11 protein-coding genes are annotated in these 12,721 nt (G+C 64.3%); 4 read left to right on the forward strand and 7 right to left on the reverse strand.

Annotation, left to right across the window (positions count from 1 at the left end):
- The first annotated feature begins 4 nt into the window (after positions 1-4).
- The 3 genes from EBS11_RS15210 (at position 5) to EBS11_RS15220 (ending at position 5,323) form a co-directional block, all read left to right on the forward strand.
- Positions 5-2,872, forward strand: coding sequence for a tetratricopeptide repeat protein (locus EBS11_RS15210; protein WP_290603979.1), 2,868 nt, complete (start codon positions 5-7; stop codon positions 2,870-2,872).
- Positions 2,873-2,984: 112 nt separating this feature from the next.
- Positions 2,985-4,127 (forward strand): flagellin, encoded by a 1,143-nt coding sequence (locus tag EBS11_RS15215; RefSeq protein ID WP_290603981.1) that lies wholly within the window; start codon positions 2,985-2,987, stop codon positions 4,125-4,127.
- A gap of 95 nt (positions 4,128-4,222) precedes the next feature.
- Positions 4,223-5,323, forward strand: a complete 1,101-nt coding sequence (locus tag EBS11_RS15220; RefSeq protein ID WP_290603982.1) for a hypothetical protein — start codon at positions 4,223-4,225, stop codon at positions 5,321-5,323.
- Between the two features lie 53 nt (positions 5,324-5,376).
- Here EBS11_RS15220 and EBS11_RS15225 read toward each other — a convergent pair whose 3' ends face one another.
- The 7 genes from EBS11_RS15225 to EBS11_RS15255 all read right to left on the reverse strand — a co-directional run bounded on the left by EBS11_RS15225 (position 5,377) and on the right by EBS11_RS15255 (position 11,823).
- Complete coding sequence (locus EBS11_RS15225; protein WP_290603983.1) at positions 5,377-7,464, reverse strand: flagellar biosynthesis protein FlhA; 2,088 nt, start codon at positions 7,462-7,464, stop codon at positions 5,377-5,379.
- The gene (locus tag EBS11_RS15230; protein WP_290603985.1) at positions 7,461-8,600 is read right to left on the reverse strand and encodes a flagellar type III secretion system protein FlhB; all 1,140 of its coding nucleotides are present in this window, start codon (positions 8,598-8,600) and stop codon (positions 7,461-7,463) included. The genes EBS11_RS15225 and EBS11_RS15230 overlap by 4 nt, the downstream gene beginning before the upstream one ends.
- A 128-nt stretch (positions 8,601-8,728) precedes the next feature.
- The gene (locus tag EBS11_RS15235; RefSeq protein WP_290603987.1) at positions 8,729-9,526 is read right to left on the reverse strand and encodes a flagellar biosynthetic protein FliR; all 798 of its coding nucleotides are present in this window, start codon (positions 9,524-9,526) and stop codon (positions 8,729-8,731) included.
- A gap of 11 nt (positions 9,527-9,537) precedes the next feature.
- Entirely contained in the window at positions 9,538-9,810 is a 273-nt protein-coding gene (locus EBS11_RS15240; RefSeq protein ID WP_289905390.1) for a flagellar biosynthetic protein FliQ, read from the reverse strand.
- Between the two features lie 3 nt (positions 9,811-9,813).
- Positions 9,814-10,563 carry a flagellar type III secretion system pore protein FliP gene (gene fliP / locus EBS11_RS15245; protein WP_290603991.1) on the reverse strand — a complete coding sequence of 250 codons (750 nt, stop codon included), beginning with the start codon at positions 10,561-10,563 and terminating at the stop codon, positions 9,814-9,816.
- A gap of 17 nt (positions 10,564-10,580) precedes the next feature.
- Complete coding sequence (locus EBS11_RS15250; RefSeq protein ID WP_070220030.1) at positions 10,581-10,946, reverse strand: FliM/FliN family flagellar motor switch protein; 366 nt, start codon at positions 10,944-10,946, stop codon at positions 10,581-10,583.
- 1 nt (position 10,947) lies between these two features.
- Positions 10,948-11,823: a FliM/FliN family flagellar motor switch protein gene (locus EBS11_RS15255; RefSeq protein ID WP_290603995.1), complete on the reverse strand. Its 876-nt coding sequence runs from the start codon at positions 11,821-11,823 to the stop codon at positions 10,948-10,950.
- A gap of 551 nt (positions 11,824-12,374) precedes the next feature.
- On the opposite strand from EBS11_RS15255, the gene EBS11_RS15260 reads away from it, so the two are divergent.
- Complete coding sequence (locus EBS11_RS15260) at positions 12,375-12,713, forward strand: flagellar hook-basal body complex protein FliE (RefSeq protein ID WP_290603997.1); 339 nt, start codon at positions 12,375-12,377, stop codon at positions 12,711-12,713.
- Positions 12,714-12,721 lie beyond the last annotated feature (8 nt).

Here is a 12,721-nt window from a genome sequence, read left to right on the forward strand (position 1 = left end):
CCATTTGCCACTGCCGGCACCGGTACAACCCAGCCCTGCCCAGCAACAGGCGGCGGCGCAAGCGGATGCGGACGCCTGCCGGGCAGCGCTTGCCAGCCGTCCGGATGATGCGCAGCTGCATCATCAACTGGCCAAGAGCCTCGTTGCACTGACACAGTACGACGCTGCAGAGGCAGCGTTCCAGCAGGCGATAGCACTGGCGCCCGGCGCCGCGCTACTGTGCGACCACGGCGAACTGCTGGCCCTGACGCAGCGCCATGCGCTGGCGATCGAGGCCTATCAGGCCGCGCTGCGGCATGAACCCGGCAATGCGGCAACCTACAATTGCCTGGGCCTGTCCTTCCAGGCCAGCGGCCAGCTGCAGCAGGCGCTCGATGCCTACCGGAAAATGCTACACCACCTGCCGGGCAACGCCTTGGCCTACAACAATATCGGTTCCGTCCTGCAGGCCCAGGACCAGCTGGAAGAGGCGCTGGAGCACTACCGGCAGGCCCAGCTCGCCGCGCCGTATTTTCAGTACGCCCATTTCAATGCGGGCACCTGCCTGATGCGGCTGGAACGCTTCGAGGAAGCCCAGGCCTGCTTCGTCGAAACCATCCGGCTCGACGCGGGTTTTCACCTGGCGCATATCAACCTCAGCGCCATCCAGGGCAAACTGGGCCATCTGGATGACACGATCGCGACGTGCCGGCGCGCGCTTGCCGTCAATCCGGCGTGGGCCGACATGCATAGCAACCTGCTGTTCACCCTCAGCCACAGCGCCCAGCTCGGTCCCGCAGCCCTGTTTGCCGAGCACCGGCACTTCGGCGAACAGTTCGAGACGCCGCTGCGCGCCGCCTGGCCCCGCCATGCCAACGTGCGCGATCCCGCCCGCCGGCTGCGCGTGGGCTTTGTCTCCGCCGACCTGAACAATCATGCCGTGGCCAACTTCATTGCGCCCGTGCTGGAACACCTGGTGCATGCGGAGGGGCTGGAACTGCACATCTATTGCAACAACATCATCAACGATGCCGTGACCACGCAGTTGCGCGACGTCGTGCGCCACTGGCACGACGTGCAGGCGCTGTCGGACGAACAGCTGGCGCTGAACATCCAGGCCGACGGCATCGACATCCTCGTCGACCTGTCCGGCCACACGGGCCACAACCGCCTGCAGACCTTTGCCCGCAAGCCTGCGCCGCTGCAGGCCACGTGGATAGGCTATCCGCTGAGCACGGGCCTGCAGTCGATGGATTACTACCTGACGGACCGCTTCTTCTCGCCCCCCGGCCTGCTCGACGAGCAGTTCACGGAAAAGCTGCTGCGCCTGCCCGCCACCGCGCCCTTCATGCCCTCGGCCGTCTCGCCGCCGGTCAGCGCCGCCCCCGCAAGCGTGCACGGCTACATCACGTTCGGCAGCTTCAACCGTCCGGGCAAGCTGAGCGCCGCCGTCATCGCGCGCTGGTCGCGGCTGCTGCGCGCCGTGCCGACGGCGAAAATGCTGCTGGCGGCCATGCCGAGCGAACAGATCAGCGATACCTTGCGCGCCGCCTTTGTCAAGGAAGGCATCGCCGCGGAACGCCTCAGTTTTCACCCGCACACCAACACGCGCGACTACCTGGCCCTGCACAGCCAGGTCGACGTCTGCCTCGATACCTCGCCCTACAACGGCGGCACCACCACCTGCCACGCGCTGTGGATGGGCGTGCCGACGCTCACCATGACGGGCCCCACCTTGCCCGGCAGGGTAGGCGCGGCCATCCTCGAGCAAGTCAGTCTGGCCGAGTTCATCGCCAGCGACGACGACGACTTCCTGCAAAAAGGCATCGCCATCGCCGGCGACCCGGCACATCTTGCGCAGCTGCGCACGGGCATGCGCGCGCGCATGAGCAACGCGCCCTCCGGCCAGCCGGCGCTGATCGCCGCTGGCCTCGACAATGCGCTGCGCGGCATGTGGCAGCGCCATTGCGCCGGCCTGCCGCCCGCCTCGTTCGACGCCGAGCCGGCGCAAAGCTCGCTGCACCAGCGCGCCACCAGCCTGCAATCGCTGCATGACGTCAACGTCGACGCCGCCCTGCTGCTGGCCATCGAGCATCACCAGTCCAGCCGCTTCGTCGAGGCCGAAACGCTGTACCTGGCGATCATCCACAGCCAGCCCCGCCACGTGATCGCCAACCATAATATGGGCTTGCTGGCAACGCAGCTGGGTTTCCCGCACGAAGCCCTGCCCTATTTGTCCGCGGCACATGATGCGGCGCCGCAACAAGCGGAGTTTTGTCTTTCCTATGCACAAGGGCTGCTGCGGGCAGGCCAGGCCCGGCAGGCGCACAACGTGCTGGCGGCCGCCATCGCGCGGGGACTCGACGATGACGCATTGCCAGCCCTGCTGCAGCAGGCCGTCGTGGCCCTGACGACGCCGACGCAGGACGAGGCCGACTACGTCGTCGCCCTGTACCAAGCCGGCCAGCATGCCGAACTGGAAGCGGCCGCGCACACCCTGGTGGCGCGCTATCCGGAATCCGGCTTTGCCTGGAGCGTGCTGGGCACGGCGCTGCAGGCACAGGGCAAGGACGCGCTGGCCACCTTGCAAACGGCCGTGGCGCTGGCGCCGGACGACGCGCAGACCCACGGCAACCTGGGCAACGCCTGGCAGGAACAGGGGCAGCACGCGCGCGCCATCGAATGCTATGCCCGGGCACTGGCCCTGGACGTCGGCTTTGCCGATGCCTACTGCAACATGGGCAGCGCCCAGGCAGCCCTGGGCCAGGCGGCCGAGGCGGCGGAAAGCTACCGCATGGCGCTGGCGCTGGAGCCGTCCCACGACCTGGCGCGGCAAAAAAACGCGGCCTTGCAGCAGGCGCAGGCGGCACTTTCCGCCAGCGCCGAAAAATAATTTAAAAAAATTCTCATAAGCATTTAATTTATGTAGAGCAACGGTCGTCTTGTACTAGGGAGAGCGCAAACACTGCTGCTCCGCACCGTAACCACCTAACTGGAGCATCTTCATGCTGAGCCTTCACACCAATGCAGCGGCCCTGTCCGCACAAAATTCGATCTCGAAAACCCAATCGTCGCTGTCGACCTCGATGACCCGCCTGTCCACCGGCTTCCGCATCAACTCGGCAATGGATGACGCTGCAGGCCTGCAAATTGCAACCCGCCTGAAGGCACAAACGAGCGGCATGGCCATGGCAATGCGCAACACGCAAAACGCCACCTCGATGATCCAGACCGCCGACGGCGCGCTGAACGAAACCGTCAACATCCTGGTCCGCATGAAGGATCTGGCAACGCAAGGCGCGGATGCTTCGGCAACCGACGCTGACAAAACCGCAATGCAAGCTGAATTCGACACCCTGACGGCTGAATTGAGCAACGTTCTGGGCAACACCTCGTTCGGTGGCGCGAAACTGCTGACCAGCAAAGCAACCGCAGCACAACAAACCAACGCCGTGACCGCCGCCGCTGCAGCCGCTTCCGCAGCAGCCACCTCGACCACCGCCCTGGCTTCGGCCAACGCCAGCTACGCTTCGGCACTGGCAGCGAATGCCTCGTCGACCCCAGCTACCGTCTCCGCCCTGGCCCTGGCCGAATCCGCGCTGACCGCAGCAAAAGCAACCGACGCAGCTGCCCAGCTGGCAAAAACCACGACGGCCAGCTACTCCGCTGCCGCCGCCGCATCGTCGGTCGATGGCAAAATGGCAAGCGCACTGAACTTCCAGATCGGCTCGTCGACCTCGGAAACCATGGGTCTGGACCTGTCCGGCCAACTGGGCGCGATGCACTCGGCACTGGCTAGCGCCAGCGCTGAATACAACTCGTTCGGCGCGCCGATCGCAGGTGGCGGTGCAGAACTGACCGCTGCAGGCGGCGCATCGCAAACCATCGACAAGCTGCAAGCAGCTATCGATGCAGTCGGTTCGGTACGTTCGGCACTGGGTGCAGCGGGCAACCGTCTGGACCACGTTGCCACCAACCTGGCCAACATCAGCACCAACACCCAGGCAGCAACGGGCCGTATCATGGACACCGACTTCGCGACCGAAAGCTCGAACATGACCGCTTCGCAAATGCTGCTGCAAGCTGGTACCGCAATGTTGAAACAAAGCAACAGCATGTCCTCGATGGTCATGTCCCTGCTGCAATAATAGTCCCCGCGTCCTGACCTGGCTCAGGTCAGGCCGACCAGAGCCAACTGCGCAAGCAGTTGGCTTTTTTTTATTCATCCCACGCGGAGCGAGCAATGGCGATAGAGCGTGTGTCCGCAGGCAATCCCCTGCCCCTGATTACCCAGCGCCTCGACGTCAGCCCCGCTACGCCGATGACGCCGGGCGTGGTGCAGCCGCTGGTGCCCGTCGGCCCCTTCATGGCGCCCGCCCCCGACGCCGGCACCCTGCCCGCGCAATTGCAGCAGGCGCAGGATGGCCTGGCCGCGCTGATCAAGCCGAACGCGGATGGCGCCGGCAGCGGCGCGACGGCGCGCGACAGCAGCGCCATGCAGGTCAATCAACTGTTTTTTACGCGCCAGCTGGTGTGGCAGCCGCCCGACCCGGCGCAGCTGGCCGCTTCCTGGCGCGTGATGGTCAGGACGTATGGCGAACAGTACGCCGCGCTGCAGGAGCAGGCCCGCGGCCAGCACCTGCCGGGCAAGCTGTTCATGGCCGAACAGCAGCCGGCGCTGCTGCGCGAAGGCGCCCGGCCGCCGCTGGCCATGGATGGCGAAGCATGGCGCTTTGCCGTCTACGGCTGGGGCGGACAGCGCCTGCTGCTACGCGTGCTGGCCAGCGACGGCGACGAGGAACATGCGCCGCGCCGGCGCCAGGCCAAGGTGGCCCTGCGCGTCGAACTGGTCATCTTCGGCATCGGCCGCGTCCTGGTGCAGATGGAGCCGGTGGCCGACGGCGTGCTGCTGGAACTGGCCGCCGATGAAGAGCCGGCCCTGCGCCACCTGCGCCTGGCCCTGCCCGCGATCGCCGACGCCGTGCGCCGCGCCGGCCTGCGCGTCGTGCGCTGCCGCCTGAACCGCCAGCTGCACGCCCAGCGCGTGCACGGCAACTATCCCATGCAGGCAGCCGCCGCCGCATTGTCGCTGCCCCTGTTCCGCGCCATGGCCGAAGTGGCGCTGCTGCTGACGCAGCCGGAAGCGGAAGCGGCCGCCGATCCCGAGACGCCCGCCCCGCCCGCGCAGCAGGAGGAAGCGCCCATCGTCTCGCGCGAAGTGGCGGCGCCGCTGGGCTATGACTACGGCGATAACATTGATCTGCCGCAAGAGGAAGTCTTGCTGCTGGCCGGCGAACCCGAGCCGCAGCCGGACCTGCTGCCGCCCATCGACGAGCAGGATTGACGCAGCATAAAAAAACGGCGCCCGCGGCGCCGTTTTTTTTGCTGATGCACACCTTACCCCACCGTGCCGATGATGCTCACTTCGCGGTTTTCCGGGATTTCGTTGTACGACAGCACATGCAGCCCCGGCGCGAACAGGCGCGCGTAGCGGGCCAGCAGCGGACGGATCTGCGGCAGCACGAGCAGCAGCGGCGGCGTCGCCTGCTGCTTCATCTGCTCGCGCGCCACCGGCATGTTCACCTGCAGCTGCGACAGCAGGTGCGGGTCGATCGGATAGTTATCCAGGGTCACCTTGCCCGCCTGGCGCGCCTGGTTCAACGATCCCAGCAACATGTTTTCCAGCTCGCCGCCCAGATTGAACGCCTGCATTTCCATCTTCTGGCCGAACAGGCCGCTGACGATCTGGCGCCGCAGGGCGCAGCGCACTTCGGCCGCCAGCAGGATCGGGTCCTTGGTCGTCTCGGAGCTGTCGAGCAAGGTGGTGGCGATGGGCACGATATCCTTCAGGGATACGTTTTCGGCCAGCAAGACGCGGAACACGCGCAGCATCTGCGTGTGCGTCAGGGCCTTGTCCAGCGCGCCGGCGAGCTTGGGCGACAGGGCCGTCAGGCGTTCCATCATGGCCGAGACGTCTTCGTGGCGGAACAGTTCCGGCAGGTATTCGCGCACCATCTTCGACAAGTGCGTGGCGATCACGCTGGGCGCCTCGATGACCTGGTAGCCCAGGCCCAGCGCATGCGCCTTGTCGCCCGGCTCGATCCACGTGACGGGCATGCCGTAGGCCGGTTCGATGCCGGGAATGCCGTCGAGCTGGCCATACACATTCGGCGACGGGATCGCCATCAGGCGGTCGGCCTGCACTTCCGCCTGCGCCACCACGGTGCCGGACAGCACGATCGCGTATTGCGACGGCTTCAGCGCCAGGTCGTCGCGCACGCCGATATTCGGCAACAGCAAGCCCATGGATTCGGACAGGCTCTGCCGCACGCCCTTGACGCGCTTATTCAAAGGTTCGCCCTGCGTCTTGTCCACCATGCCGACCAGCTTATAGCCCAGCATGACCATCAGCGGCTGCACGGCGGGCAGCTGCTGCCATTCCAGTTCGGCCGGCTTTTCCTCGCGCAGGGCCGCCTCGATGGCCGCCATGCCGGCCGCGTCGGGCGCCTTCACGCGCTTGGTCAGGCGCCAGGCGACGAAGCCCAGCACGGCGGCAAAGGTCATGAACATGAACCACGGCATGCCCGGGATCAAGGCCAGCGCCACCATCATGCCGGCCGCGCTGAAGATCACCGTGGGCGACGTCAGTACCTGGCCCGCCACCTGCTGCTCGAAATCGCCCGAATCGCTGATGCGCGTGACGAGGATGGCGGCGGCGGCCGACAGCAGCAGCGCGGGGATCTGCGCCACCAGGCCGTCACCGATGGTGAGCAGCGCGTACTGGCGGAAGGCATCGCCGAACGACAGGTCGTGCATCAGCGAGCCGATGGCCACGCCGCCCACCATGTTGATGATCAGGATCAGGATACTGGCGACGGCGTCGCCCCGCACGAACTTCGAGGCGCCGTCCATGGCGCCATAGAAGTCCGCTTCGGCGGCCACGTCCTTGCGGCGCAGCTGGGCTTTTTCCTGGTTGATCAGGCCGGCGTTCAGGTCGGCGTCGATGGCCATCTGCTTGCCCGGCAAGGCGTCCAGGGTGAAGCGCGCGGACACTTCCGAGATGCGCTCGGCGCCCTTGGTGACAACGGCGAAGTTGATGATCATCAAGATCACGAAGACGACGATGCCGACGACGAAATTGCCGCCAATCACCACGTTACCGAAGGCCTCGATGACTTTACCGGCCGCGTCCGCGCCCGTGTGGCCATGCAGCAGCACCACGCGCGTGGACGCCACGTTGAGGGTCAGCCTGAGCATGGTGGTGGCCAGGATCACCGTCGGGAAGACGGAGAAGTCGAGCGGCCGCTTGGCCGAGACGCTGACGAGGATGACGATCAGTGCCAGCACGATATTGAACGTGAACAGGATATCGAGCAGCACGGGCGGCAGCGGCAGGATGATCATCGCCAGGATCACCAGCAGGAACAGCGGCGTGGCGAACTTGTGGCGGCGCATTTCGGCAACCAACCGGTTCAGGAAATTCATGAAGGTACTACCTCGCTCAAATGAGATGGCACGACCACCTCGGTGGGAAATGGGGGCTGGGCAGCACGCTGCCCAGAACGGAATGCTTTCAGCTGCAGGATGTAGTTCAGCACCTGCGAGACGGCCTGGTACAGCTGCACGGGAATCTGCTGCTGCACCTGGCTGGTGTTGTAGATGGCGCGCGCCAGCGGCGGCAGCTCCAGCGTTTCGATATGGTGCTCCTGCGCCACCTGGCGGATGTACAGGGCCATCTCGTCGACGCCCTTGGCAACGACGAACGGCGCCTCGGCGCGGTCCTGGTCATACTTCAGCGCCACGGCGTAATGCTCGGGGTTGACGATCACCACGTCGGCGTCCGGCACGGTCTTGCGCACGCTGCGCCGGCCGATCTGCTGCTGCAGCTGGCGGATGCGCTGGCGCACTTCGGGCCGCCCTTCGCTGCTCTTGTGCTCTTCCTTGACGTCCTGCTTGCTCATGCGCTGGTTGCGGGCAAAGAAAAAGGCCTGCGCCGGCACGTCGATGACGGCGAACAGCACGAACACGGCCACGAGGGCCATCAGGCCGTCGAGCATCAGGGCCGAACCGTCCAGCATGGCCTGCTGCAAGGGCCGGTGCTGCAGGTCCACGTACTGCGTCAGGCTGGAGCGGCTCACGTGCACGAGCACCATGCCCAGCACGGCCGCCTTGGCGATGGACAGGCCGAATTCAAAGCCATGCTTGGGCGACACCAGCCGTCCCAGGTTCTTGGCCGGGCTCAGGCGCTCCATCTTCGGCATCCAGTTCTTCGTGCTGATGACCCAGCCGCCGGGGATCAAGGAGCCGAGCACGACGAACAGGGGCACGCAGAACAGGGGCACGATCATCTTGATCAGCAGGCCCACCGAAGTGGTGAAGGCCATCGACATGGCATTGTCGAGCGCGCCCTTGCTGTCGAGCGGCATGAAGGACATGGCGAACAGCTGGCGGAAGGTGTCCAGGTAGCCGGGCAGCAGGAAGACGAACAGCTTCATGCTGATCAGGATGCCCAGCGCCGTCGACAGGTCGCGCGAGCGCACCACCTGCCCTTCCTGGCGCGACTTCTTCAGCTTTTGCTGTGACGCCTTTTCTGTCTTGTCGCCCGTGCTGCTATCGGCCATGCGCCACACCTTTCCGCAGGTGCCCTGCAAGCGTGGCGAGCAAGTTCAATGCCGGGTCGAGTAGCGCAGCCGTGCGGAGGCACGGCGAGCACCGGATGCCTGCAAGCGGACTGCGCATGGTGCGTGCGCTATCCATGGGCCACCCGCATCTGTTCGGCGATCATGTCGAGCACGCGATTCGTCATGGCGATATAGTGTTCGGGAATGAAGCGCACGATCTGCGCCAGCATCAGCAGGCCGAACACGGTGATCATGGAAAAGCCCAGCGAAAACAGGTTCAGCGACGGCGCCACGCGGTTCAGGAAGCCAAAGCCCAGCTGCACCACCATGGTGGAAAACACGATCGGCAAGGCCAGCAGCATGGCGGCGGCGAAAATCCACGCCACGTTGTAGGCCACCGTCTGCAGCAGCAGCGGGGCATAGCCCTGTCCCACGGGCCAGGCCTTGAAACTGGCGCCGATCACGCCCGTCAGCACCAGGTGGCCGTCGACGGAAAAGAAAACGATCATGCACATGATGGTGAGCAAGCCCGTGATGACGTCCGACGAGGTGCCGTTCAGCGGGTCGTTCATGACGGCCATGGAAAAGCCCACCTGGCTCGACACCAGGTAGCCGAGCACGGACATCACCGACATGGCGAAATGGAAGGCCAGGCCCAGGATGAAGCCGATGACGGCCTGTTCCAGCGTGGCGACGACGGCATGCAGCGAAAACGGATCGATCTTCAGCAGCTCCTGCGAGGCGCCCGACGCCTGCATGACGGGCAGCATGAGGATGGCCAGCACCAGCGACAGCAGGATGCGCACGGTGGCCGGCACGGCGCCGTCGCCGATCACGGGCGAGGCGCTGAGCATGGCCAGAATGCGGCAGAACGGCCACCACACGGCCAGCAGAAACGGCAGCACCTGGTTGAAAATCTGGTCCATGGCGCGCGGCGCTATCCGACCAGGGTGGCGGCGCGCTGAAAAATGGACACGCAATAATCCATCAGGTAGCCGGCCATCCAGCGTCCGGCCAGGATCAGGGCCAGCAGGGTGACCAGCAGGCGCGGCAGGAAACTCATGGTCTGCTCATTGATGGACGTGGCCGCCTGTACCAGCGCGACCAGCAAGCCCATGAGCAGGCCGGGCACGACGAGGATGACCACCAGCAGCATCACGACGTGCAGCGCTTCGATGATCAGGTCGACGGCGACTTCAGGGGTCAACATGGATCAATACGCCTGTATGCTGGTAACTAAAGTGTTGACGGTCAGGGTCCAGCCGTCGACGAGCACGAACAGCAGCAGCTTGAACGGCAGCGAAATGACCAGCGGCGACAGCATCATCATGCCCATCGCCATCAGCACGGACGCCACCACCAGATCGATGATGAGGAACGGTATGAACAGCATGCACCCGATCTGGAAAGCCGTCTTGAGTTCGGACAAGACAAACGCGGCCAGCTTGACCGTGAAGCTGTGGTCCTGCGGGCGCATGGTCGACGGTTCGCCGGCCAGGTGGGCGATCTGCGCCAGGGCCGCCTTGCTCGTCTGCGCCAGCATGAAGCGCGAAATCGGCACTTCGGCGATCTTCAGGGCTTCCTGCATGCCGATCTGGTCGCGGTCGTAGGGCACGAAGGCTTCCTTCCACACCTGGTCGCCGATGGGACGCATGACGAGCAGGGTCAGGATCAGGGCGATGCCGGTGACGATGCGGTTGGGCAAGCCCTGCTGCAGGCCCAGGGCCTGGCGCAGCAGGGACAGCACGATGACGAAGCGGGTAAAGCTGGTCATCATCATGACCATCACGGGCAGCAGCCCGAGCAGGGTCATGACGACGAGGATCTGCATCTTCACCGACAGGTCGGTCTTCGCGCCCGGCACCACGCCGGACAGCAGGTCCTGGGCGCCGGCGGCGCTGCAGCACAGCAGCAGAACGGGCAAGGCAAGCGCCGCGGCCAGCGGGCCGTGGCGCCGGGTCATACCGGGTACCGCCAGCTTCATGCTGTCATCAGGTCGAGATTGAGGCCGTCGAGGTCGATGACTTTCAAGCCATAGTTTTCACCCGCCACCACCACTTCGGCGCGGCCGATGGGCGTGCCATTGACCTTGATCACCAGCGGCTCGCCGGCCAGCATGTCGAGTTCGATCACGCTTTCCGGGCCGATAGCCATCAATTCCTCCAGCGAGATGCGCGCCGAGCCCACTTCCAGCGTGAGGGTCACGGGAATCTTGCGCATCATTTGCGGAATGTCGCGCCGCGCGCGGGTGCTGGCCACGTCGGCGACGTCGCCCTGGTCGATGATCATATCGTCGCCCAGGTCTTCCAGCAGGGTTTCGCTCTGGTTGGTATCGGTCATATTCATATTATTCGACATCTTCAAATGAGGTTAAACAGAGCTTGCCCTTGTGTTCGGAAACGGCTGCTGTAAATAAACGGGAATCGTCGAGCATCACGTCCGTGCGGCTCAGGCTGACGGGAATCACGTCGCCCACGCGCAGGTCGAACAGGGCGCCCAGCTGCACCTGCTTGCTGACGAGACGGCCTTCGAGGGTCACCTGCAGGCGCGACGCCAGCGGGCGCACGCTGCGCAGGGCTTTCTTCGCCTGCGCGCGCTCGGGCAGCAGGCCGCGCAGCACGTCGGCCATCAGGCGCTTGTCCAGCGAAAACCAGAAGCTGCCGCTCTGCCCCGCCTCGACATCGCTGAGCGAGACGGTGACGATCCAGCTGCCGCGGGCCGGATGCACGCCCGACTGCACGGCGACCTCGGCGCTGGCATCGATGGCGCTGTTCTTGCCCAGCGCTTGCAGGTTCTTGTGGATGCGCGCGAACAGGCTGGAAACGAGCTGTTGTCCCAGCACCACAGCCAGGCGCTCTTCCGTCGCTGTCACGCGCACGCGGGCCGGATCGGGCGGCGCGCCCTTGGCGCCAGCACTACCGTAACGATAGTTCAGCACGCTCAAGAGTATCTGGCGCTCGAGCGTGAAGCCGGCCTGGCCGGCGGGCGTGGAGAAACTCAGCCAGCGATTCACGCTGTCTTCGCTCTCGACGCGCGACAAGGCGACGGCGTCGATCTGGAAATTGCCCCAGTAGCGGCGGCTCATGGGCTGACGCAAGGCCGCGGCCAGGTCGTCGCGCAGCTGGGCGCCGAAGACATGCAGCAAATGGACAGGACGTCCGAGCAGACAGGAATCCAGGACTTGATGGCGCGTCGTTTGATCTGTCTTGGTAATGGTTGTCATGTAGTAGTCATGTCGGTATTGCGGTGGCAGAACAAATTATACGGATCGCCCGAAATTAAATACAGCATCATCTTGGCCTTGCCGATGGCAAGGCCGGCAAACGATTGCGCATCGTATCGCATGCTGCATGATTACGGTGCTGAACAATACAGGAAAAACCTAAATATTGCCATGTATCAATATTTCTTGAGCCAATCCTCTCTTTACTTTATAGTTGCCGCGAGGTAAGCTTATAGCGACAAAAATTAGATTTGCAGTGCGCCATTCCGCTTACCTGATTCCGGTTTTTATGGCAGTTTCCAGTCCCTCTTATTGCCACCTGTAGAAACTTTTATCAGCTCTATATTGGTTGTCATGGCCATGTAAATCGCGTCGGCGCGGGTTTGCTGGATTTGTTTCGATCTGCTTGCAGCGGATGGTGTGGCAACTGATAAGACTGATGGGCCCTGGGAATCGGGCCGGGCGGGTGGCAGGACGATGGCCTTCCGCTGGCATGGCAACACCAGTATTTCTGATTGATACGTCACCGCATATTGAAAGTAGAGGGCAAGATGAGCAATGAACTCGCAGGTCTGATCAAGGCCGATCTGGCAGCACTGAGCAACGACGCGCGCGCCCTGGGCGCCAGCATCGCGCCGGCCGCCCAGTTCGGCACAGGGGAAGCCTCCGGCTTCTCGTTCGCGCAAAGCATGAAAGACGCCGTCGGCAAGGTCAACAACGATGACCGCATGGCCGCGCAGAAAATGGGCGACGTCGACAGCGGCAAGAGCGATGACCTCGTCGGTGCCATGCTGGCCAGCCAGGAAGCGAGCCTGTCCTTCTCCATGTTGATGCAGGTACGCAACAAGGTCATGGGCGCCGTCGACGAACTCATCAAACTGCCCCTGTAAGATCCACG

The organism is Janthinobacterium sp., assembly GCF_009923995.1.
Lineage (GTDB): Bacteria > Pseudomonadota > Gammaproteobacteria > Burkholderiales > Burkholderiaceae_D > Janthinobacterium.

Coding starts and splice junctions, on each gene's coding strand:
- EBS11_RS15215 (WP_290603981.1), top strand. CDS start 2,985: ATGCTGAGCCTTCACACCAATGCAGCGGCCCTGTCCGCACAAAATTCG.
- EBS11_RS15220 (WP_290603982.1), top strand. CDS start 4,223: ATGGCGATAGAGCGTGTGTCCGCAGGCAATCCCCTGCCCCTGATTACC.
- EBS11_RS15225 (WP_290603983.1), bottom strand. CDS start 7,464: ATGAATTTCCTGAACCGGTTGGTTGCCGAAATGCGCCGCCACAAGTTC.
- EBS11_RS15230 (WP_290603985.1), bottom strand. CDS start 8,600: ATGGCCGATAGCAGCACGGGCGACAAGACAGAAAAGGCGTCACAGCAA.
- EBS11_RS15235 (WP_290603987.1), bottom strand. CDS start 9,526: ATGGACCAGATTTTCAACCAGGTGCTGCCGTTTCTGCTGGCCGTGTGG.
- EBS11_RS15240 (WP_289905390.1), bottom strand. CDS start 9,810: ATGTTGACCCCTGAAGTCGCCGTCGACCTGATCATCGAAGCGCTGCAC.
- fliP (WP_290603991.1), bottom strand. CDS start 10,563: ATGACCCGGCGCCACGGCCCGCTGGCCGCGGCGCTTGCCTTGCCCGTT.
- EBS11_RS15250 (WP_070220030.1), bottom strand. CDS start 10,946: ATGAATATGACCGATACCAACCAGAGCGAAACCCTGCTGGAAGACCTG.
- EBS11_RS15255 (WP_290603995.1), bottom strand. CDS start 11,823: ATGACAACCATTACCAAGACAGATCAAACGACGCGCCATCAAGTCCTG.
- EBS11_RS15260 (WP_290603997.1), top strand. CDS start 12,375: ATGAGCAATGAACTCGCAGGTCTGATCAAGGCCGATCTGGCAGCACTG.